Annotated in this window: 19 protein-coding genes, 5 tRNA genes and 1 riboswitch; of the genes, 11 read left to right on the top strand and 13 right to left on the bottom strand. The window is 71.6% G+C overall.

Annotated features, from left to right (window positions below; genetic code table 11):
- Nucleotides 1-106 precede the first annotated feature (106 nt).
- Nucleotides 107-970 (top strand): tRNA (guanosine(46)-N7)-methyltransferase TrmB, encoded by an 864-nt coding sequence (trmB, locus tag ACIBK5_RS41580; RefSeq protein ID WP_399028364.1) that lies wholly within the window; start codon nucleotides 107-109, stop codon nucleotides 968-970.
- Nucleotides 971-1,027: 57 nt separating this feature from the next.
- Nucleotides 1,028-2,395, top strand: a complete 1,368-nt coding sequence (locus tag ACIBK5_RS41585; protein ID WP_399028366.1) for a PrsW family intramembrane metalloprotease — start codon at nucleotides 1,028-1,030, stop codon at nucleotides 2,393-2,395.
- A 112-nt stretch (nucleotides 2,396-2,507) separates the two neighbouring features.
- Here the strand turns inward: ACIBK5_RS41585 and ACIBK5_RS41590 are convergent, their stop codons facing one another.
- The 4 genes from ACIBK5_RS41590 to ACIBK5_RS41605 all read right to left on the bottom strand — a co-directional run bounded on the left by ACIBK5_RS41590 (nucleotide 2,508) and on the right by ACIBK5_RS41605 (nucleotide 6,367).
- Nucleotides 2,508-3,452: an aldo/keto reductase gene (locus ACIBK5_RS41590; protein WP_399028368.1), complete on the bottom strand. Its 945-nt coding sequence runs from the start codon at nucleotides 3,450-3,452 to the stop codon at nucleotides 2,508-2,510.
- 133 nt (nucleotides 3,453-3,585) lie between these two features.
- Nucleotides 3,586-4,620, bottom strand: a complete 1,035-nt coding sequence (locus tag ACIBK5_RS41595; RefSeq protein ID WP_399028370.1) for a M23 family metallopeptidase — start codon at nucleotides 4,618-4,620, stop codon at nucleotides 3,586-3,588.
- Between the two features lie 11 nt (nucleotides 4,621-4,631).
- Nucleotides 4,632-4,788: riboswitch (cyclic di-AMP (ydaO/yuaA leader) on the bottom strand.
- A gap of 294 nt (nucleotides 4,789-5,082) precedes the next feature.
- Nucleotides 5,083-5,156, bottom strand: a tRNA-Met gene (locus tag ACIBK5_RS41600).
- Nucleotides 5,157-5,239: 83 nt separating this feature from the next.
- On the bottom strand, nucleotides 5,240-6,367 hold the full coding sequence (locus tag ACIBK5_RS41605; RefSeq protein WP_399028371.1) for a dihydrofolate reductase family protein: 1,128 nt from the start codon (nucleotides 6,365-6,367) through the stop codon (nucleotides 5,240-5,242).
- A gap of 97 nt (nucleotides 6,368-6,464) precedes the next feature.
- Between ACIBK5_RS41605 and ACIBK5_RS41610 the strand changes: the two genes are divergently transcribed.
- The 3 genes from ACIBK5_RS41610 (at nucleotide 6,465) to ACIBK5_RS41620 (ending at nucleotide 8,408) form a co-directional block, all read left to right on the top strand.
- Complete coding sequence (locus ACIBK5_RS41610) at nucleotides 6,465-6,980, top strand: MarR family transcriptional regulator (RefSeq protein WP_328340579.1); 516 nt, start codon at nucleotides 6,465-6,467, stop codon at nucleotides 6,978-6,980.
- 167 nt (nucleotides 6,981-7,147) lie between these two features.
- The gene (gene ribA / locus ACIBK5_RS41615) at nucleotides 7,148-7,789 is read left to right on the top strand and encodes a GTP cyclohydrolase II (RefSeq protein WP_399028374.1); all 642 of its coding nucleotides are present in this window, start codon (nucleotides 7,148-7,150) and stop codon (nucleotides 7,787-7,789) included.
- Between the two features lie 118 nt (nucleotides 7,790-7,907).
- Nucleotides 7,908-8,408, top strand: coding sequence for a MarR family winged helix-turn-helix transcriptional regulator (locus tag ACIBK5_RS41620; RefSeq protein WP_399028376.1), 501 nt, complete (start codon nucleotides 7,908-7,910; stop codon nucleotides 8,406-8,408).
- A gap of 1 nt (nucleotide 8,409) precedes the next feature.
- Here the strand turns inward: ACIBK5_RS41620 and ACIBK5_RS41625 are convergent, their stop codons facing one another.
- From ACIBK5_RS41625 to ACIBK5_RS41645, 5 genes are all read right to left on the bottom strand, one after another.
- The gene (locus tag ACIBK5_RS41625; protein WP_399028378.1) at nucleotides 8,410-9,516 is read right to left on the bottom strand and encodes a SpoIIE family protein phosphatase; all 1,107 of its coding nucleotides are present in this window, start codon (nucleotides 9,514-9,516) and stop codon (nucleotides 8,410-8,412) included.
- Nucleotides 9,516-9,959 (bottom strand): anti-sigma regulatory factor, encoded by a 444-nt coding sequence (locus tag ACIBK5_RS41630; RefSeq protein ID WP_399028380.1) that lies wholly within the window; start codon nucleotides 9,957-9,959, stop codon nucleotides 9,516-9,518. Before ACIBK5_RS41630 ends, ACIBK5_RS41625 begins: the two co-directional genes overlap by 1 nt.
- Nucleotides 9,959-10,378 (bottom strand): STAS domain-containing protein, encoded by a 420-nt coding sequence (locus ACIBK5_RS41635; protein ID WP_399028382.1) that lies wholly within the window; start codon nucleotides 10,376-10,378, stop codon nucleotides 9,959-9,961. Before ACIBK5_RS41635 ends, ACIBK5_RS41630 begins: the two co-directional genes overlap by 1 nt.
- Nucleotides 10,375-11,292 (bottom strand): STAS domain-containing protein, encoded by a 918-nt coding sequence (locus tag ACIBK5_RS41640; protein ID WP_399028384.1) that lies wholly within the window; start codon nucleotides 11,290-11,292, stop codon nucleotides 10,375-10,377. The genes ACIBK5_RS41635 and ACIBK5_RS41640 overlap by 4 nt, the downstream gene beginning before the upstream one ends.
- Before the next feature lie 139 nt (nucleotides 11,293-11,431).
- A complete protein-coding gene (locus tag ACIBK5_RS41645; RefSeq protein WP_399028505.1) occupies nucleotides 11,432-12,592 on the bottom strand; it encodes a PP2C family protein-serine/threonine phosphatase in 1,161 nt (386 codons plus the stop codon).
- A gap of 184 nt (nucleotides 12,593-12,776) precedes the next feature.
- Between ACIBK5_RS41645 and ACIBK5_RS41650 the strand changes: the two genes are divergently transcribed.
- Nucleotides 12,777-13,220, top strand: coding sequence for a MarR family transcriptional regulator (locus tag ACIBK5_RS41650; RefSeq protein ID WP_399028386.1), 444 nt, complete (start codon nucleotides 12,777-12,779; stop codon nucleotides 13,218-13,220).
- Between the two features lie 204 nt (nucleotides 13,221-13,424).
- Complete coding sequence (locus ACIBK5_RS41655; RefSeq protein ID WP_399028388.1) at nucleotides 13,425-14,285, top strand: RNA polymerase sigma factor SigF; 861 nt, start codon at nucleotides 13,425-13,427, stop codon at nucleotides 14,283-14,285.
- 57 nt (nucleotides 14,286-14,342) lie between these two features.
- Here ACIBK5_RS41655 and ACIBK5_RS41660 read toward each other — a convergent pair.
- The 4 genes from ACIBK5_RS41660 to ACIBK5_RS41675 all read right to left on the bottom strand — a co-directional run bounded on the left by ACIBK5_RS41660 (nucleotide 14,343) and on the right by ACIBK5_RS41675 (nucleotide 18,033).
- A tRNA-Lys gene (locus ACIBK5_RS41660) sits at nucleotides 14,343-14,415 on the bottom strand.
- Nucleotides 14,416-14,590: 175 nt separating this feature from the next.
- Entirely contained in the window at nucleotides 14,591-16,723 is a 2,133-nt protein-coding gene (locus tag ACIBK5_RS41665; RefSeq protein WP_399028390.1) for a DEAD/DEAH box helicase, read from the bottom strand.
- A 341-nt stretch (nucleotides 16,724-17,064) separates the two neighbouring features.
- Nucleotides 17,065-17,595: a hypothetical protein gene (locus tag ACIBK5_RS41670; protein ID WP_399028392.1), complete on the bottom strand. Its 531-nt coding sequence runs from the start codon at nucleotides 17,593-17,595 to the stop codon at nucleotides 17,065-17,067.
- A gap of 87 nt (nucleotides 17,596-17,682) precedes the next feature.
- Entirely contained in the window at nucleotides 17,683-18,033 is a 351-nt protein-coding gene (locus ACIBK5_RS41675; protein ID WP_184593542.1) for a metallopeptidase family protein, read from the bottom strand.
- 83 nt (nucleotides 18,034-18,116) lie between these two features.
- Between ACIBK5_RS41675 and ACIBK5_RS41680 the strand changes: the two genes are divergently transcribed.
- The 4 genes from ACIBK5_RS41680 (at nucleotide 18,117) to ACIBK5_RS41695 (ending at nucleotide 20,063) form a co-directional block, all read left to right on the top strand.
- On the top strand, nucleotides 18,117-19,700 hold the full coding sequence (locus tag ACIBK5_RS41680) for a metallophosphoesterase (protein WP_399028394.1): 1,584 nt from the start codon (nucleotides 18,117-18,119) through the stop codon (nucleotides 19,698-19,700).
- An 80-nt stretch (nucleotides 19,701-19,780) separates the two neighbouring features.
- Nucleotides 19,781-19,853: transfer RNA gene (locus ACIBK5_RS41685), tRNA-Glu, on the top strand.
- Nucleotides 19,854-19,890: 37 nt separating this feature from the next.
- Nucleotides 19,891-19,965, top strand: a tRNA-Asp gene (locus ACIBK5_RS41690).
- Nucleotides 19,966-19,989: 24 nt separating this feature from the next.
- Nucleotides 19,990-20,063, top strand: a tRNA-Phe gene (locus ACIBK5_RS41695).
- The last annotated feature ends 15 nt before the right edge of the window (nucleotides 20,064-20,078 follow it).

Here is a 20,078-nt window from a genome sequence, read left to right on the forward strand (position 1 = left end):
CGGCACGGCATGCCCGCAGCTAGGGCGGCGCGGGGGCGCAGCTGGGGCGGCGCGTGTGCCCGCGGCTGGGGCTGCTGGCCGTGGCGGCCGTAAAATCGGCTTCACTGTGTCTGACTCCGTGAATACCCCCGAAAGCCCCCGTCCGCCCACCACTCCCGACGGCGAGCACCCCGACCACGCGCCCGGTGTGTCCATCCGGCACACACGGGCCAAGGGTGAGCCGCGCTTTCCCGACGGGCCGAAGGCCGATCCCGCCGGGTCGCACTTCGAGCGGCGGATCCGGAGTTTTCAGCCGCGGCGGAGCCGGGTGACCGCGGGGCAGGCGGACGCGCTGCAGCGGTTGTGGCCCAAGTGGGGACTGGACATCGACGGGCACCGAGGGCTCGACCTCGCTGATCTGTTCGGCAACGACAACCCCGTCGTCCTGGAGATCGGCTTCGGCATGGGCGAGGCGACCGCCCGGATGGCCGCCGCCGACCCCCGCACCAACATCCTCGCCGTCGACGTCCACACCCCAGGCCAGGGCAACCTGCTCAATCTCGCCGACCGGGACGGCATGTCCAACATCCGGGTAGCGAACGGCGACGCGATCATCCTGCTCCGCGAGATGCTCGCCCCGGACTCCCTCGACGGACTGCGCGTCTACTTCCCCGACCCCTGGCCCAAGAAGCGGCACCACAAGCGCAGGCTCATCCAGCCCGACTTCCTGACCCTCGCAGCGACCCGCATCAAGCCCGGCGGGACCGTGCACTGCGCCACCGACTGGGAGCCGTACGCCGAGCAGATGCTCGAGGTCCTCACCGCACACCCCGACTTCGAGAACACGCAGGCGGACGGCGGTTTCGCGCCCCGTCCCGACTTCCGTCCCCTGACCCGTTTCGAGGGCCAGGGACTGGACAAGGGACATGTCGTGAACGACCTCCTCTTCCGTCGCGTACAGCACGTGGACCAACCCCCCGCCGGCGTCTGACCGCCCCCGGCCTCTTCCGCCTGCGGACAGCGCCCATCCGTCGTTAGGGTCAATGCCGTGGCCACCTGCCCCCCACACCCGTCGTACCCCAGCGGTCCCCCCGACGGCGTGCCCCTCACCGGCACATCCACCGCCGGTCTGCGGCACGCCCACTGGTGGCAGCGCGCCTGGGTGCGCTACGGCGCGCTGTCCACGCTCCTCGTGATCTCCGGCCTGGTCATCCTGGCCCTGGTCCGCGAGGAGACGGGCACGGAGGGGTTCCTGGTCGGGCTCGGGCTGGCCGTCCTCCCGGTGCCGCTGCTCATAGCCGCGTTCCGCTGGCTGGACCGGGTCGAACCGGGCCCCTGGCGGAACCTGCTGTTCTCCTTCGCCTGGGGCGCCTGCGCGGCGGCGCTGATAGCGATCGTCGCCAACAGCTTCGCGACCCAGTGGATAGCGACGGCGACCGCGGACCCGACGAGCGCGGACACGCTCGGCGCGACCGTCATCGCGCCGGTGGTCGAGGAGTCGGCCAAGGCGGCGGCCGTGTTACTGGTCTTCCTCTTCCGGCGGCGGGACTTCACCGGCATCGTCGACGGAGTCGTCATAGCCGGCGTCACGGCCACCGGCTTCGCGTTCACGGAGAACATCCTCTACCTGGGCATGGCCTTCGGCACCGACCAGCTCGCCGGGCACACGGGCATCGCCTCCGTCACGGCGGCGACCTTCTTCGTGCGGATCGTCATGTCGCCGTTCGCGCACCCGCTCTTCACGGTCCTCACGGGCATCGGCTTCGGCATCGCCGCGCTCTCGGCGGACCGCCAGCACATCCGCCGCGTCGCCTTCCCGCTCTCCGGGCTGCTGCTCGCGATGGGGATGCACGCGATGTGGAACGGGTCGTCGGCGTTCGGTGAGTACGGGTTCTTCGCCGTGTACGCGGCGTTCATGGTGCCCATCTTCGGGCTGCTGACGTGGCTGGTGATCTGGACCCGGCAGCGGGAGCTGAGGACCGTACGGGCGGAGCTGCCCGCGTACGCCGTCGCCGGCTGGCTGACTCCGGCCGAGCCGTACGCGCTCGGCTCGATGCGGGCCCGGCGGATCGCCCGCCAGTACGCCCGCCGGCACGCGGGGAAGACCGCGGCGCGGGCGGTGGCGCAGTACGAGTCCTACGCGACGTCTCTGGCGTTCCTGCGGCACCGGGGCCGCCGCGGCCGCGCCGGTACCGACTTCGTCGTACGGGAACGGGAGCTGCTGGAGGAACTGTGGCGCCGCCGGGAGGCGGCCCGCCCCGCGCTGGACCACGCGGCGCGGATCACGGCCCCTCCCGTACCGGTGGCGGCACCGCCCTGGCCGGTGCACGGGGCGTACGGGTACGGCCATCCGACGACGCAGTACCACTCCGCCCCGACGACGCCGTACCCCGCGTACAACCCGTACCGCTCGTAGCCGCGACGCCCGGCCCACACGAACCACTCAGAACCCTCAGAGCTCTCAGAACCCTCAGAGCCTCAGAACCCTCAGAACCCTCAGAGCCTCAGAGCCTCAGAGCCTCAGAGCCTCAGGCCGAAGCCTCCGTGAGCCGGTCCGCCTCCGCCTTGGTCAGTGCGAGCTCCCCGACCCCGAGCAGTGCCGGCAGTTGTTCCACCGTCCGTGCGGACGCGATCGGGGCCGCCACCGTCGGCTGGGCCGCGAGCCAGGACAGGGCGACCGTGGCGACGGGGACGTCGTGGGCCGCGGCTATCTCGTCGAGGGCGTCGAGGACCCGGCGGCCCCGCTCGGTCTCCAGGTGCTTGGCGGCACCGCCGGCCCGCGCACTGTCGACGGTCGTACCGGTCCGGTACTTGCCGGTGAGGAAGCCGGACGCGAGCGCGTAGTACGGGACGGCCGCCAGGCCGGAGCGCTCGGCGAGGTCCTGGAGCTCGCCCTCGTAGGTGTCGCGGGAGACCAGGTTGTAGTGGGGCTGGAGCGCCACATAGCGGGCAAGGCCCTCACGGTCGGAGAACTCCAGGGAGGCCCGCAGCCGTTCCGCCGAGATGTTGGAGGCGGCGATGTGCCGGACCTTCCCGGCCTTCACCAGTTCGTCGAGCGCCCCGATGATCTCCTCCACCGGCACGTCGGGCCGGTCGAAGTGGGTGTAGTAGAGGTCGATGTAGTCGGTGCGCAGGCGGCGCAGCGAGGCGTCCGCGGCGGCCTTGATGTTGGCGGCGGACAGGCCCTGGAACTCGGGGTGCTGGCTGACCTTCGTGGCGACGACGACATCGGCGCGGTTGCCGCGCGCCTCGAGCCACTTGCCGAGGACGGTCTCGGACTCGCCGCCCTGGTTGCCGTCGACCCACGCGGAGTAGACGTCGGCGGTGTCGACGAAGTTGCCGCCGGCGGCGGTGTACGCGTCGAGGACGGCGAACGACTGTGCCTCGTCCGCGGTCCAGCCGAAGACGTTGCCGCCGAGGGCGAGGGGGAAGATCTCGAGGTCGGAGGAGCCGAGCTTGCGAAGGGAAGTCATGCCTCTCGTCAACGGCCGTGCCAGAGCGGCTCATTCCGGAGCGGACGCAAAGGTCCTGTAAACCAAAGACCGGCAGCCCTGACGTCGGGGGGTCGTCGTCAGGGCTGCCGGTGCTTCGACTGGCTTGTGGCGCTTACGGGGTCAGGCCCTTGCCCCGCAGCCACGCCATCGGGTCGATCCCGCTGCTGGAACCGCCGGAGTGAACTTCGAGGTGCAGATGGGCCCCGGTGACGTTGCCGGTGGCGCCGACGCGGCCGATGACATCGCCCGTGCTGACCTTCTGGCCGACGCTGACGCCGATGGAGGACTGGTGCGCGTACCAGATCTCCGTGCCGTCATCGAGGGTGAGGACCGTCTTGTAGCCGTACGAGCCGTTCCAGCCCGCCTCGGTGATGGTGCCGCTGTGCACCGCCTTGATCGGCGTGCCCGTGGGGGCGGCGAAGTCGAGACCCGTGTGGTAGCCGGAGGACCAGTAGGCGCCGGCCTGACCGAAGGTCGAGGTGAGGGTGTACGAGGAGGTCGGCAGCGTGAACTGCTTGGCGAGGGCGGCGAGCCGCTCGGCCTCGGCCTTCTTCTCGGCCGCCTCCTCCGCCTTCTTCTTGGCCTCGGCGGCCTTGGCCTTGGCCTCTTCCTTGGCCTTGGCCACGGCTTCCGCGGCCGCCTTCTCGGCGGCGTCGGCGGCGTCCTGCGCGGCCTTGGTGTCGATCTGGTCCTGCTGGTGCTCGACCTGGGCCATGATCCGGGCGCGCAGCGCCTCGCCGGCGCCGGAGGAGTTCTGCTCGGTGTCCGCTGTGGCCGTCGTGCCGAGGCCGCTGAGCGGAGTGGAGGAGCCCGCGGGGGTGTCGTCGTCCGAGATGAGGGAACCCACCGAGGGCAGGTCCGGCACGGAGATGGACACCGGCGGCTTACCGGTCTGGGCGCTGGCCATGCCGCCCGCGCCCACGGCGGCTATGACGCCGACGCCCAGGACGGTGGAGCTGCGGGCGAGGCCTCCGCCGCGCTGCTTGGTGACGCGATGCCGGCCACGGACGGGACGGATGGATTCCTCGGTGGGGTTCCACTCCTGGAACGGGCCCTCGTCGGTGCGCTGACCGCCGTAGCCGAAAGTTTCGGTGTCGCGCTCGTTCCGCGCGAACGGGGCCGCGGGGGCAGGCCGGTTGGACGCCACGTGGGCGTACTCCTTTCCTTCCTTCTCGCCTACCGGGTTAGCTGACGGGTTCGGAGCAGGAAGGTCTCCTACGCGCGTATACCGACCGTGCTTCCACGGCGGTTTACGCCCGATTCACCCCAAGTGGTGGTTCCCCGGTTCCCTTTCGGGATTCGGCGCGTGCGCACGGAGCCGCCTTCTGTGACGGCTGGGACGACCGCGCTGCGTTATCGAACGTTAATAGACCCGGGGAGTGGATTCCAGCGATTCCACTTGATCATTAACCTTTTTCGTGCGGACTTACCTGCCATGACCGGCCCAAATCGGGCGAGTTGCCCGTTCCGCAAGTGACTGCTGGGTATTGACGGCGTGTCAGTTGTTCTGCGGAGCGGCGCCCTTCACTCACGGGCAGTAACCGCGGTGCGGAAAGCAGAAATACACCGAGGGCCGGAACCCTTTCGGATTCCGGCCCTCGGCCTTCAGTAGCGGGGACAGGATTTGAACCTGCGACCTCTGGGTTATGAGCCCAGCGAGCTACCGAGCTGCTCCACCCCGCGTCGTTGTGATTCCAGTGTACGCCATCCGCGGGACCACTCTTGACCACGTCGTGCTCAGCGGCAGGATCCGCCCTCGCCCGCCCCTACAGCAGATGACGGTTCGGGGCCTTGGCCCGCTGCTCGTGCTCCGGGAGGACGACGACCTCCGCCCCGCCGGCCGCCAGGACTCCGCTGCCGTCGGCGCCCTGGACGAAGGTGTCCGGCTCGCGCCAGGCCGTGACCACGCGGCGTACGCCCGCGTCGAGGAGCAGCCGGGCGCAGGGTGCGGGGCGGGAGGCGCGGCGGGCACAGGGCTCCAGGCTGCTGTAGACCGTGGCGCCGGCGAGGCGCGGGTCGGACGGGTCGAGCTTCGCCAGGGCCGCCTCCTCGGCGTGCGCGAGGGGGTCGCCGCCCTCGCGGGAGTGGCCGCGGGCCAGTTCCGTGCCGTCGGCCGCGACCACCACCGCGCCCACGCTGAACGCCGTGTCCGACGGCGGGCAGAGGTCCGCCAGTTCGCAGGCGAGGGCCAGCCAGTGGTGGTCGGCGGCGATGGGGAGGGAGCCGGTGCCCGGGGCGGTGGGTTCGTAGCGCATGAGGACCACGTCCTCGATGCGACGTGTCTCCAGCAGCCGGAGCCGGCCGCCCTGGTAGCCGCCGGGCCCGAAGAGGCGGGGGGCCTTCGGATCGCCCACGAAGAGCGGGGCGAGGACGAGCTGGAGTTCGTCGGCGAGGCCCTGGGTGAGGAGCTGGGTGTGGATCAGGCCGCCGCCCTCGACCATGAGACGTCGTACGCCCCGTACGTCGTGCAGATGGGTGAGGAGCCGGCGCCAGTCGAGGTCGGCACCGAGGGGGACCACGTCGGTGGCGAGGCCGAGGGCCCGGGCACGCTCGGCGCCCTGGTCGGTCGTGTACAGGACCTTCTCGCCGCCGGTGTGCCAGAACCGCGCCTCCGGGTCGAGGTCGCCGGTGCCGCTGACGGTGACCTTGAGGGGGTACTCGGGTCGGCCGGCGGCCGTACGGGCGGCGCGGCGCTCGTCCGAGTTGACCAGCAGGCGCGGGTTGTCGGCGCGGATGGTGCCGGCGCCGACCAGGATCGCGTCGACGGACGCCCGGACCTCGTCGACCCGGTCGAAATCGGCCGGGCCGGACAGCAGCAGGCGTTCGGGCCCGGTGTCGTCCAGATAGCCGTCGAGGGAGACGGCGGCGGACAGCAGGACGTACGGGTGAGGCATCGACGCTCCCCGGTCGGATGGGACGGCGGACGGGCGGGACCTAGGGCATGTCCCGCCGGGTCTTGGTTCAAGTTTGAAACAAACCTACACTGGCGGCATGACGACTCGCTGGCTCACCCCCGAGGAGCAACGCGCCTGGCGCGCGTACATCGCCTCCTCACTGCTCCTGGAGGACGCGATCGACCGGCAGCTCCAGCAGGACGCCGGCATGCCGCACCTTTACTACTCCATCCTGTCCGTCCTGTCGGAGTCCCCCGAACAGCGTCTGCGCATGACCGATCTCGCCGAGCGGCTGAAGATCACCCGCAGCCGCCTGACGTACGCGGTGACACGGCTGGAGAAGGACGGCATGCTGCGGCGCGAGGCCTGCCGGTACGACAAGCGGGGCAGCATCGCCGCGCTGACCGAGGCGGGGTTCGCCGTACTGGAGCGGGCGGCGCCGGGGCATGTCGAGACCGTGCGGAGCTTCGTCTTCGACCGGCTCAGCGAGGAGCAGGTGGCGCAGCTGGAGGAGATCTCCGCGGCGATCGCGCAGGGGCTCCAGGAGGACGGGACCCGGCCGACGTCGGACGACGTGCCGTGGCGGCGGAGGTCCTCCACGGCCTGTTCGTGAGGCGGCTCCCTGGGACCCCTTGGGGCACATTAGTGAGGCACGTCACAAGAGGCTGAAGCTCGTTGCTTCAAATTTAAAGCAAGGGTAGTGTTCCGAACCGTGGATCTGCTTCAAATCTGAAGCAGACGGCTGTGCAGCCGAACAGGAACGGAACCCGGAGGCCCCGCATGCCCGACACCCCCGCCGCACTCGCCACCCCGCGCTCCCGCGTCCGGGTACCGCTTCGCTTCCACGACGGCTACCAGGTCGACGCCGAAGTCGTCACCTTCCACGGACTGGCCGACGACCAGGAGCACGTGGCCGTCGTCCTGGGCGAGCCGGGCCCGGTCCCGCTGGTGCGACTGCACTCGGAGTGCCTGACCGGGGACGTGTTCGGCTCGGCCCGCTGCGACTGCGGTCCGCAGCTGCGCGAGGCGGTCGAGCGCATAGCCGACCGCGGCGGCGTGCTCCTCTACCTCCGCCAGGAGGGCCGGGGCATCGGCCTCTACAACAAGCTCGACGCGTACGCCCTCCAGGACGAGGGCCTCGACACCTACGAGGCGAACGCCGCCCTGGGGCTGCCGGAGGACGCCCGCGACTACACGGCGGCGGCCCAGATGCTGAAGGCCCTGGGCATCGGGGAGCTGGACCTGCTCTCCAACAACCCCGACAAGGCAGACCAGTTGCGCACCCTGGGCGTCGATGTGCGCGACCGCGTCCCGACGGGCGTCTTCACCACCGCGCACAACGTCCGCTACCTGCGCGCCAAGGTCCTGCAGACCCAGCACACGCTGCCGCTGGCGGCGCTGACGGAGCTCAGCGCGGGCTGAACGGGGCCCGGCCCGGCCGGGTGTCGAACGGGGCTGCTTGTCCCTCGGCTCATCGGGTACAGCCTTTTGAAAGAGGGCGACCTCCGCAGGACCCGGAGCTTATGGAAAGTGACGTTTCGTGACCGATCTCGGCGCCCCCGGCGACTCCCGGGCGAGGGGACCGGGCGACGGACCGGAAGCCGTCGCGTCGCAGATCGCCGATGCCGTGGACAGTCTGACGGCCCTGTGGTCGGTCGCCGCCCAGGAGGCGTCCCTGCGCCTGTCCCCGCACCAGCTGCGGGCGCTGCGCACCGTGGAGGCGGCGCCCGGCCTGAACGTCACGGCCCTGGCGGACGAGCTGGACATCGGCCTCCCCACGGCCAGCCGGCTCTGCGACCGGCTCGCTGCGGCCGGCCTGCTGGAACGGGCCCCGCACCCGGGCACCCGCCGCGAGGTGCAGCTGTGTCTCACCCCGCACGGCCGGCATGTCCTGAGCGACGTCGCGGACCGCCGGACCGAGGCCCTGGCCACGGCGCTGGCGGCGATGGAACCGGCGGAACGAGTGGCTCTGAGCCGGGGGTTGCGGGGATTCCTGACGGCACGGGACAAGGCCGGGCCGCACCCTGACGGAACTGAGTGAGTCAGGCCCCCGAGCCGTGCCGGCCCCCGCCGCCGGCGCCCAGTACGGCCACACATGTGTCGTCCCGCACCGGCAGGGCCGCGCTCCCGGCGTCCCGCAGCACCGCCACGGCCACCACCGCCGGGTCGCAGGAGAGGAGCACGCCGTCGTCGGGCGGCGTCCAGCGGCCGGGCAGACCGTCGCTGTGCAGGACGAGCAGGCTGTCCTCCTGCCACGGAACGCGCTGCACGGGCACCGACGCCGGGGCCTGCGCGCCCACGATGCCGGGGTGGGACAGCAGCGGCTTCCAGGTGCCGTCGGTGCGCAGCCGGCCGCCGATGTTGCCGATCCCGGCGAAGCTCAACTGCCTAGATACGAGGTCGAGTTGGGCCACGGCGACCGCCGCGCCCCGGGTGGGCCGCAGGGTCCTGCCCAGGCGCCGCAGGATCTCGGCGGGCGGCAGGCCGGCCACTGCGCGCAGTTCGGCCACGGCGGCGCCGGACGCCTCGGCCGCCTTGGGCCCGTGGCCGAGCCCGTCGGCGAGCAGGAGGGTCACATGGTCGCCGCCGTACACCCGGCTCCACGCGTCGCCGGAGTACTCGGCCCGGCCGAGGGGGACGTTGACGCCGCCCACGCGCGGGCCCGGCGCGGGCCGCGACCCCCTGACGGCCCGTTCGTGGCCGATGCGGGCCACGGCCACGGTGCCCCGCCCGGGGGCGCTGTGCAGGTCGAAGTCGTTCGCTATGCGCCGGCACGTGCCGAGCCCGGCGCCCAGGGAGGACGCGGTGGTGTAGCCGTCACGCATCGCCGCCGCGATGTCCGGGATGCCGGGGCCGTGGTCCAGCGAGACGATCTGCACGGACGTCTCCGGGGTGCCCTCGTCGCCACGCTGCCCGCGCTCCCCGCGCTCGCCTCGCTCTCCGCGCTCCCCGCGCTCGACGAGGTTGATGACGACGCGCCCGCCGTCCGCGTGCCGCAGCAGGTTGGTCGCCAGCTCCGTCGCCACGAGCGCGGCGGTCGCGGTGCGGGGCGCGGGCAGCCCGGCGCGGGCGCTGGCCTCCTCGGCCGCCACCCGGACGTCCCGCACCCGGGTCGAGTCGTCCACCGGCACGTCCCACACCCTGCTCATCAGGCCCCCGGCCGGGACGGCGGTACGGCGGTGGCCCAGGCGGTGACGGTGACGGTGGTCCCCTCACCGGGCCGGCTCTCCACCTCGAACTCGTGCACCAGCCGCTTGGCTCCGCTCATGCCGAGACCGAGCCCGCCGCCGCTGGTGTAGCCGTCGGTCATCGCCTGGTCCAGGTCGCGGATGCCGGGCCCGGTGTCGACGAAGGCCAGCCGCAGGCCGCTCGACGGCCCGAGGCCCAGCGGGGTGATCTCCACATGGCCGCCCCCGCCGTGGACGAGGGTGTTGCGGGCCAGTTCGCTCGCCGCCGTGACGAGCTTGGTCTGCTGCACCAGCCCGAAGCCGAGCTCGGCCGCGGCCTGCCTGACCTGCTGCCGTACCCAGGCCAGATCGGCGTCCGAGCCGATCGGCAGGCTCGTCGGCGCGGCATGGCGGGAGGCCTGCATCAGGGACTCCCCTCACTGTGACGCTCACCGGCGGCGAGCAGCTCCATCGCGCGTTCGACGTCCAGGGCCGTACGCAGTCCCGGCAGGGTGAGCCCCAGTTCGACCAGGGTGATCGCCACCGCCGGACGCATCCCGGCCAGCACCGTACGGGCGGCCAGCAGTCCGGCTCCGGCGGCGATCTCGGCGAGGACCCGCCCCAGGAAAGAGTCGACCATGTCGACGCCCGAGATGTCGATGACCACCCCGGTCACCCGCGTGTGCGCGATCCGGCCCGTGATGTCCTGCTGGAGCTGCTCGGCCATCCCGTCGTGCAGCTCTCCCTGAAGGGTGACCAGCAGGGTGTCGCCCAGCTGGAGGACCGGCACCGTGAAGGCGTGTCCCCCCGCGGGTCCGGGCAGCCCCGGCCCGAGCCCGGTCACCGCACGCCCGCGTCGGCCGCCGGGCCGGCCGACCGGAGCGGCGCGATCTCGACGCCCTGCCGGCTGAGCGCGTAGGCCAGCGCGTCCTCCAGGCTCGCGCGCGTGAGCACCGTGCCGAGGTCGATGCCCAGATGGACGATGGTCTGCGCGATCGCGGGCCGGATCCCGGAGACGATGCACTCGGCACCCATCAGCCGGGCCGCCGCCACCGTCTTCATCAGATGCTGGGCGACCAGCGAGTCGACCGTGGGCACACCGGTGATGTCGAGGATGGCGAACCGGGCGCGCTCGGCGACGATCGCGTCCAGCAGGCTCTCCATGACCACCTGGCTGCGCGCGCTGTCCAGCGTGCCGATCAGCGGCACGGCGACGGTGCTCTCCCAGAGTTTGATCACCGGGGTGGACGCTTCGAGCAGCTGCTCGCGCTGCCGTGCGATCAGTTCCTCGCCCGAGCTGACCAAGGTCTCCATCACGACCAGGCGCAGCGTGCCCATGAGCACCGTCAGGGCCAGCACGCCTTCCTGGGCCTCGGGGGCGTACGGGTCCGGGAACTCGGCGCGCAGCAGCTCGGTCACCGGTTCGCGCAGGGCGGCCACCTCGGCGGCGACCCCGTCCGGGTCGAGTCCCGTACGGGCGCGGGAGGCCGCCATCCGGCCCAGCTGATCGCGCACCGGCTCGAATCCGGGCGCCCGGATGTCCTCCGACCGGCCGGAAGCCGCCACCGCCGCCAGCGCGGCGGCCACGGACCTGCCCGCCTCCACGGCCTCGTCCCGTGAGACGGTGAAGACCGTGCGGAACAGCGCGGCGTCCGCCCATCGTTGGGCCACCTGCTCCCGGCGCTGTTCGAGGAAGGCGCTCACCTGGTAATGGGCCGGCTCCTGTTCCGCGTTCCGTTCCGATTCCGACACTTGCATCGCTCCCTTGCACGGACCGGACCGGGGCCGCGTTACGGCACCCCAGCCGTTACTTGCCGTATGACAAACATTAGTGCCGACGGGGGGCAACACCAAACAACTGCCCCTCGCCGCCCCTGGCCTGCGCCTTCCCCGTCCCTCATCGCCCACGCCAGTCCAGACACACCACCAGGGCGTCGTCGTCCGCGACCGGCCGGCCACGATGGCCGCTCAGTTCGCGCAGGACGGCCCGGGGCACATCGGCGGCCGGGAGCAGCCGGGTCGACTGGATCGCCCGGGCCAGAGCGGTGTCGCCGTACGCCTCTCCGCCCGGGGAGGCGACGTCGTATACCCCGTCACTGACGAAGACGAGCCGGTCGCCGGGCTCGGCCTTGAACTCCTGGGCCACGTAGTCGGTCTCCTCGAACATGCCGAGCGGCAGCTGGGCGTCGAAGTCCACCCGCTCCACCGCGCCCCGGCGCAGCCGCAGCAGTTGCGGGGACCCGGCGTCCACCGCCCGGACCCGCCCGGTGGCCAGGTCGAAGTCGAGCATGAGCACGGACAGGTAGCAGCGGCCCGAGTAGTGCGCGTAGACCGCCTGGTCGGCCAGGGCGGCCTGGTCGGCGAGCGGGAGACCGGCCCGGCGCGCGTTGCGCAGGGCGTTGATCGCCAGGTTCGTCAGCAGGGAGGCCTCGATGCCCTCGCCCATGCCGTTGGTGACGTAGAGGCTGAGCCGGTCGGCCGTGGCGGACCAGTCGAAGTTGTCGCCGAAGATCGCGTACGCCGGTTCCAGCTGGGCACCGAGCTCGTACTCGGGGCGGGCGCAGGAGCGGCCCGGCAGCAGCTGCCACTGCATCTCGGCGGCCAGGGTGAGGCGGTCCCTGCGGCGTGCCTGGAGGTACAGGTCGGTGTCCCTCTCGGCCACGACGACCTCGTGTGCCAGCACCTGGGCGATCTCGGCCAGTTCACCGAGACAGCCGTCGGCGTGCTCACCGCCCGGCAGGACCACGGTCAGTACGCCGAGCCGGTCGCCGCGCACGGTGACGGGCAGATGCACGCGTACGACGTCACTCGACGGGGTTTCCACATACGGTTCCTGAGCCCCGAAGGCCCGCCCCGCCGGGCTGTTGTGCACCGACACCGGCCGGAGGGTGTGCGGCAGCACGGACACCGGCTGGAGCACCGTCAGTCCGTAGTCCGCAAGGAAGAGCTCGACGGAGTCCGCCGCGTACTGATCGGTCAGTACACGACGGACCGCGTCCAGCAGTTGATGGGGGGCCGCCGTGCGCAGGGCGCGCTCGGCGGCCACGAATCTGTTCACGATCGTCGTCACGATGGTCGACACACCAATCCTTGGTCCGAATACGCGGTGGGCGGCTGTGACCCTTGCCCGGGCCGCCCCTGGCAACCCGGGCGCCTAGTACGCTGACGGCCACCCCGGCGCCTGCGAGAGTGTGACTGTGACTTCCCTCCGACCCCGCCCCGAGCCAGCAGAGGTCGCACGTGTGACCTCCACGGCCGCGGAGTTGCTGGAAGTCCTGTGGGGCCGGGCCTCGACGGCACCCGCCTCCGCCTCCCAGCTGCGCGTGCTGCTCATCCTCGAGCACCACGAGGGCATCAACCTGCGCACGCTCGCCGACTCCCTGGCCTCCACACCGCCCTCGACGAGCCGGCTCTGCGACCGGCTGCAGGCGACCGGGTTCGTCGAGCGCGTGGTGAGTCCGGTGGACCGGCGCGAGGTGCGCCTGCGCCTCAGCGGCCGGGGCCGTACCTTCCTCGCCGATCTGCGCGTACGACGGGAGCAGGCGCTGCGCGACGTGCTCGACCAGATGCCCGCGGCCAAGCGGGTCGCGCTGCTGCAGGGTCTCGAGGCGTTCTGCGACGTGGCGGCGGCCCGGATACACGACGCCTCCGACGACTCCGGCTCGCCCGGCAGCCGGACTGCCTGAACTCCTCCCCACCACGCCGCCCCACCCTCCAGTCCGTACCGTCGCAGACTTTTGTGGGTACCCCGACACCGCCCCGACCTGCACCGACTGTGGTCAACGTCTCGATGGGGCATATGCGGGGCATGAGCCGGGCGACTGCGGGTAGCGGCGCTGAAGGTGGCCTGTCGGGGGATGGAAGCGGGCCGGGACTATATGGGAGGGCCCGTGACGGCGACGACGCGCATCGGCACGACGACGGATTCCGGTACCGAGACCAGTGAGGTACTGCCCCAGATCGCCGAGCCGCAGAAGCTCGCCCCGCAGGACGCGCGCGAGCTGACCGGACAGTTCCTGGACCGGCTCGCCGTACTGGAGGAGGGCACTCCCGAATACCAGTACGCGCGCAACACCCTCATCGAGATGAACATGTCGCTGGTGCGGTTCGCGGCCCGCCGGTTCCGCGGCAGCGGCCAGGCGATGGAGGACGTCGTCCAGGTCGGCATCATCGGGCTGATCAAGGCGATCGACCGCTTCGAGGTCTCCCGCGAGGTGCAGTTCACCAGCTTCGCGGTGCCCTACATCATCGGCGAGATCAAGCGGTTCTTCCGTGACACGTCCTGGGCCGTGCATGTGCCGCGCCGGCTGCAGGAGGCCCGTACGGAACTCGCCAAGGCCACCGAGGAACTCGCCTCCCGCCTCGGCCGCGCGCCCCGGGTCGCCGAACTGGCGGCCCTGATGAACCTCACCGAGGAGCAGGTCGTCGAGGCCCAGGTCGCGGCCAACGGCTACCTCTCCTCGTCCCTCGACGCGACGGTCGGCGGCGACGCGGACGAAAGCGACGCGACGCTCTCGGAGTTCATCGGCGAGGAGGACCCGGCCCTCGAACTGGTCGAGGACTTCCACGCCCTCGCTCCCCTGGTCGCCGAACTCGACGAACGCCAGCGCCTCATCCTCCATCTGCGCTTCGTGGAGGAACTCACCCAGGCCGAGATCGGCGCCCGCCTCGGCATCTCCCAGATGCACGTCTCCCGCCTGATCTCCCGGACGGTGGCACGACTGCGGGCGGGGATGCTGACGACGGGCTGAGCCACCCCGAGAACGAACCGAGCCCCAGTTCAGAGAATCTGAACTGGGGCTCTTCGGTAGGCCCTGTGGGACTCGAACCCACAACCAATGGATTAAAAGTCCACTGCTCTGCCAATTGAGCTAAGGGCCCAGGCGATGTTGCCCCCACGAGCATAGCCGCAGGACGGCGAGTCTCCGATCGGGTATCGGAACGTGACGGTCACACACCACCGTACGGGACGCACAGCAGAGCGCCGTGGTCCGCCCGTCGGGGCGGGGCCACGGCGCTCCACACTGCTATGCGTCAGCTATGCGTCAGCTGCGCGTCAGCCGTTGCGCTTCCAGCGCGGCTTGTCCTCGCGGCGGCCGAAGGAGCCGCCACCGCGGTGGTCGTCACGACGGCCGTTCGGGCGGTCGTGCCCGCCGGAGCGGTAGCCCGGACGGTCGTCCCGGCGGTCCCGGTTGAAGGGACGGTCGCTGCCGCGGTGCCCGCCACGCTCGTCGCGGCGGAAGCCCGGACGGTCGTCCCGGCGGTCGCGGTTGAAGCCGCCGCGGTCGTCACGACGCTCGAACGAACGGCCGCCACGGTCGCCACCGCGGTCACGGTCGAAGGAACGGCCACCACGGTCGTCCCGGCGGAAGCCACCACGCTCACCCCGGTCACCACGGTCGTCCCGGCGGTCGCGGTTGAAGCCGCCGCGGTCGTCACGACGCTCGAACGAACGGCCACCACGGTCACCACCACGGTCCCGGTTGAAGCCACCACGGTCGCCACCGCGGTCGTCACGACGCTCGAACGAACGGCCACCACGGTCGCCACCGCGGTCACGGTCGAAGGAACGCCCGCCGCGGTCGCCACCACGGTCACGGTCGAAGGAACGCTCCCGGTCGGCGTACCGGTCACGCCCGTAGCCGCCGCCACGCTCCTCGCGCCGCTCCCGGCGCTCGTACGACGGGGAGGACTCGGAACGCTCCGCACGCTCGACGTCCTGCGCGGTCGGCTGCTCCGGCACCGACACCTCGGCGACGGCCGGGGCGTCCGCGGTCTCGCCGGCCACCACGGCCGCGGGCTCCTCGCCCCGCTCACGCGCGACCCGCGCGAGCAGCCGGTCGGACTCCTCACGCAGCTCGGTCGCACGCCGCTGCGCCCGCTCCAGCTCCTTGGTGAGCTGGGCGACCTCACGCTCGGCCTGCTGCGCGGAGTTGCCCACGGACTCGGCCTGGACCTCGGTCATCGACCGGGCGCCGGTGATCTCGGCGACCTCGGGGTCGAAGGCCGCGCCGCCCTGGATGATGTGACGCCCGGCGTCGACGCCCGCGTCCTCCATCAGCCGGAAGATCTGGCGCCGCTGGTGCGGGAGCGAGAGGGAGACGACGGTGCCCGTGCGGCCGGCACGCGCCGTACGGCCCGCGCGGTGCAGGTAGTCCTTGTGGTCTCCGGCCGGGTCCACGTTCAGCACCAGGTCGATGCCGTCGACGTGGATACCGCGCGCGGCGACGTCGGTGGCGACCAGGACGTTGACGTAGCCGTCCTTGAAGTCGGCCAGCGTCCGCGTCCGCGCGCCCTGGGTCATGCCGCCGTGCAGCGCGTCGGCCTTCGCACCGGCGTCGCGCAGCTGCTCGGCGACGCGGTCGGCGCCCAGCTGGGTGCGGACGAAGATGATCGTGCGGCCCTTGCGGGAGGCGATGGCCGCGGTGACCGGCGCCTTGTCCTTGGGCTTCACGATGAGGATGTGGTGCGACATGGTCGTGACGGCGCCCTGGGCGGCGTCGACCTCGTGGCTGACCGGGTTGTTCAGGTACCGGTCGACCAGGGTCTTGATCTCGTTCTCCATGGTCGCGGAGAACAGCATCCGCTGGCCGCCCGCCGGGACCTGGTCCAGCAGCTCGGTGACCTCGGGCATGAAGCCCAGGTCGGACATCTGGTCGGCCTCGTCGAGAACGGCGATCTGCACGTTCTCCAGGGAGCAGGCGCCGCGGTTGATGATGTCGCGGAGCCGGCCCGGGGTGGCGACCAGGATGTCGACGCCCCGCTCCAGAGCGTAGATCTGGTTGCCCATCGACGTACCGCCGCAGACGACCTTCATCTTCAGCCCCATGACGTCGCCGTAGGGCTGGAGCGCGTCGGCGACCTGCATGGCCAGCTCACGGGTCGGCGTGAGGATGACGGCGCGCGGCTTGTGCTTCTCGGTGCGGCCGCCGGCGAGCGTCGCCAGGGTCGGCAGACCGAAGGAAAGGGTCTTGCCGGAGCCGGTGCGGCCACGGCCGAGGATGTCCTTGCCGGCCAGGGCGTCCGGAATGGTCGCGGCCTGGATGGGGAAGGGGGTGGTCACGCCGTTCTGTGCGAGCTTGCGCACGACGCCCTCGGGCAGACCGAGGTCGGCGAAGGTCACTTCGGGGGTGCTGTCGGCTGCCTCGTTCTCGGGCACGACGACGTGATCAGTACTGGCGATGGACATGCGAATGCGAAACCTTCCGGAGTCTCGATCGGCACGCGCCCGTCAACTCCGTGATTCGCGATTCGCAATACGACCGCCTCAATGCGGTCCACCACGGCAAGGGAGAGTACGCGCCACACGGCGCGCTCTGTAGTGGCGCCGGGCAAGAATGGGATCAAACGATCTGCCACCATACGCACTCCGGGCCCCGCAAGGCAAACCGGACTCCGCAGGAGACGGACAGGGACACAGGGACGCCCTCCGTCGGCCACTGGCCTGGAGAACCTCCCGTCGGTTTCCAACCCACCACCCCCACAGCCTGTTCCCGCCAAGCCCTCGCCGTGACACAGCTCACCGCAGGGCTATGCCGGTTCCCCGGCCTCCGGAGCCGGTTCCCGCTGTGCCAGCTGCGGCCCCGGTGGCTCGTGCGCCGACGACGACGGCTCCGGCGTCGGCTCCGGTGATGCCGGCGGCTCGGGCGGTGTCGGCGTGGGCTCCGGTTCGGCCGTCCGGGTGGGAGTGGGCGGCGCCGGAGGCTTCGGCGTCGGCTTGGCCGGCTGCCCCGGCTTGGCGCCTCCCGGCGCGGGCGCGCTCACCGCGGCGGACGGCGAGGCCTCGGCAGACGCCGACTCCCCGGGCTTGCCACGCTCACCCTTCGCGCCCTTCTTTCCCTTGCCGTGCCCGTGCTTGCCGTCGGCCGCCGCGCCGACGCCGGGGCCGCCGCCCGGCCCCGCCGGCCCGCCGTCGGGCGCCTCCCCCGCGCGCTGCCCCGCGGAGTGCGACGGCTTGGCACTCCCGCCCGCGCCGTCGGCGCCGACGCTCATGCAGCCGGCGGCGGCGGCGACGGCCACGACCGTGGCGGCCAGGCGGACGGGTACGTACAAGGGGCGCACGGGGCCACCTCCGGGAAGGGTGATGGAGTCAACACCTTCAACTCCCGCCGCCCACAAGAGGACACGCGCCCCGCGTTCACATCCCGCTCAGCCGTAGCCCAGGGCGTGAAGGCGCTCGTCGTCGATGCCGAAGTGGTGCGCGATCTCGTGCACCACGGTGACCTCCGTCTCCGCGACGACGTCCTCCCGCGACTCGCACATCCGCAGGGTCGGGTTCCGGTAGATCGTGATCCGGTCCGGCAGCACCCCGGCGTACCACTCCCCCCGGTCGGTCAGCGGAGTCCCCTCGTACAGCCCGAGCAGCTCGGGATCGTCCGCCGGCGGTTCGTCCTCGACGAACACCGCGACGTTGTCCATCAGTCGGGTCAGCTCCGGCGGAATCCGGTCGAGCGCCTCGGCGACCAGTTCCTCGAACTCCTCGCGCGTCATCTCCAGCACAGGCCCATTGTCGGCCACGACCCGGCCGTACGAGAGCCATCCGGCGTCGCATATCCGGCCCGGGACTTGGGCATACGGGATCAATGGCCCGCGTCCCCGCCGCAGTCCTGAGTGTCCTGAACCCGATCCGCAAGCCCCCGCGCGCCCTGGCCCGTCGCTACCGCTCCCGCCAGGCGCCCACCACGATCGAGCTCGTACGGCAGCCGCACCCGTGGGGCCGCGCGGTGGGACTCGTCGCCGTCGTCCTCCTCGGCGCCTGGCTGGGGCTGCTGGTCGTGGGCAACGTACGGGTCCCGGTCGGCCCCATGAACACCACCATGACCCTGCGCCCCTCCTTCACCGGAGGCACCAAGATCAACATCTCCCCGCTGGGCGCCCTGGCGCTGGACAGCCACAACGCCCCCGTCCGCCTGGACGTGAACGTCGACCAGCTCGACCCGGATCGCTCCCAGGCCCTGGTCGACCACCCCGAACGCCTCTCCGGCCTCCAGGACGAGGTCACCGAGGACGTCGGCCGAGGCACCCTCGACCTGGCCGTCCGCTCGAGCGTCGCCGTCGTCGCCGGCGCCACCGCCCTCGGCCTCGCGGTCTACCGCCGCCCCCGCCGCGCCCTGGCCGCCGGCGGCCTCGCCCTCACCCTCCTCGCCGCCTCGGGCGGCACGGCCTACGCCACCTGGCGCCCCGACTCCGTCCTGGAACCCAAGTTCTCCGGCCTGCTCACCTCGGCCCCCTCCCTGGTCGGCAACGCGCGCAGCATCGTCACCGAATTCGACGTCTACCAGAAGGAACTGGCCCGCCTGGTCACCAACGTGACCAAGCTCTACGACGCCACCTCGACGCTCCCGGCCTACGCGCCCGACCCCTCCACCATCCGGGTCCTGCACGTCTCCGACATCCACCTCAACCCGGCGAGCTGGAAGATCATCGCCTCGCTCGTGGAGCAGTACAAGGTGGACGTGATCGTCGACTCGGGCGACACGATGGACCACGGCACAGCCGCGGAGAACGGCTTCCTGGACCCCATCGAGGACCTCGGGGCCCCCTACGTCTGGGTCCGTGGCAACCACGACTCGATGCTCACCCAGCGCTATCTGGAGGACCTGAAGAACGTCCACGTCCTGGACGACGGCCGGGCGAAGACGGTCAAGGGCCTGCGCTTCGCGGGCATCGGCGATCCGCAGTTCACGCCGGACCGCTCGAAGCAGCTCGGCGCCGCCCAGTCCCAGGAGCTGGCGGGTGCCCGGCTGGCCACGGCGCTGCGCGACCAGCGCACGGCCGGCACCCCGGTGGACGTAGCCGTCGCCCATGAACCGGCGGCGGCCCGCGAGGTCGACGGCGAGGTCCCCCTGGTCCTGGCCGGCCACCTCCACCACGACGAGACGGAGGTCCTGAAGTACGGCACCCGGCTCCGCATCGAGGGCTCCACCGGCGGCAGCGGCCTGCGCGCCATCGAGGGCAAGCACCCGGACCCCATCGAGGCGTCGATCCTCTACTTCGACCGGGACTCCCGCCACCTCCAGGCCTGGGACGAGATCGAGCTGGGCGGCCTCGGCCTCACGACGGCCGAGGTCAGCCGCCACCTGCCGGAGGAGAACCAGCCCGGCGCGAGCCCGTCACCGAGCTCCCCGAGCACCCCCACGGAGGGCACCCCCTCCGCCTCCCCCTAAACCGTTTTGGCGATAGGTCCCGGCATCCCATATGCTTCTCACGTCCCCGACGCGCTGAGAAGCGCGCAGGCGGGCCGATAGCCCTCATCGTCTAGCGGCCTAGGACGCCGCCCTTTCAAGGCGGTAGCACGGGTTCGAATCCCGTTGGGGGCACGCACCACCCTGTGCGACACTGTCGTACGACACGCTTGGTCCTGTGGAGCAGTTTGGAGTGCTCGCCACCCTGTCAAGGTGGAGGCCGCGGGTTCAAATCCCGTCAGGACCGCTGAGGTTTCACGTGAAACCTCGTGGCTGGGTAGCTCAGTTGGTACGAGCGTCCGCCTGAAAAGCGGAAGGTCGCCGGTTCGACCCCGGCCCCAGCCACCGCAGCCCTTCAAG

It is taken from the genome of Streptomyces sp. NPDC050546 (genome assembly GCF_044457425.1).
Lineage (GTDB): Bacteria > Actinomycetota > Actinomycetes > Streptomycetales > Streptomycetaceae > Streptomyces.

Coding starts and splice junctions, on each gene's coding strand:
- ACIBK5_RS41610 (WP_328340579.1), top strand. CDS start 6,465: ATGACGACTCGCTGGCTCACCCCCGAGGAGCAACGCGCCTGGCGCGCG.
- ACIBK5_RS41605 (WP_399028371.1), bottom strand. CDS start 6,367: ATGCCTCACCCGTACGTCCTGCTGTCCGCCGCCGTCTCCCTCGACGGC.
- ACIBK5_RS41665 (WP_399028390.1), bottom strand. CDS start 16,723: ATGTCCATCGCCAGTACTGATCACGTCGTCGTGCCCGAGAACGAGGCA.
- ACIBK5_RS41640 (WP_399028384.1), bottom strand. CDS start 11,292: ATGCAAGTGTCGGAATCGGAACGGAACGCGGAACAGGAGCCGGCCCAT.
- ACIBK5_RS41630 (WP_399028380.1), bottom strand. CDS start 9,959: ATGCAGGCCTCCCGCCATGCCGCGCCGACGAGCCTGCCGATCGGCTCG.
- ribA (WP_399028374.1), top strand. CDS start 7,148: ATGCCCGACACCCCCGCCGCACTCGCCACCCCGCGCTCCCGCGTCCGG.
- ACIBK5_RS41590 (WP_399028368.1), bottom strand. CDS start 3,452: ATGACTTCCCTTCGCAAGCTCGGCTCCTCCGACCTCGAGATCTTCCCC.
- ACIBK5_RS41680 (WP_399028394.1), top strand. CDS start 18,117: ATGGCCCGCGTCCCCGCCGCAGTCCTGAGTGTCCTGAACCCGATCCGC.
- ACIBK5_RS41625 (WP_399028378.1), bottom strand. CDS start 9,516: ATGAGCAGGGTGTGGGACGTGCCGGTGGACGACTCGACCCGGGTGCGG.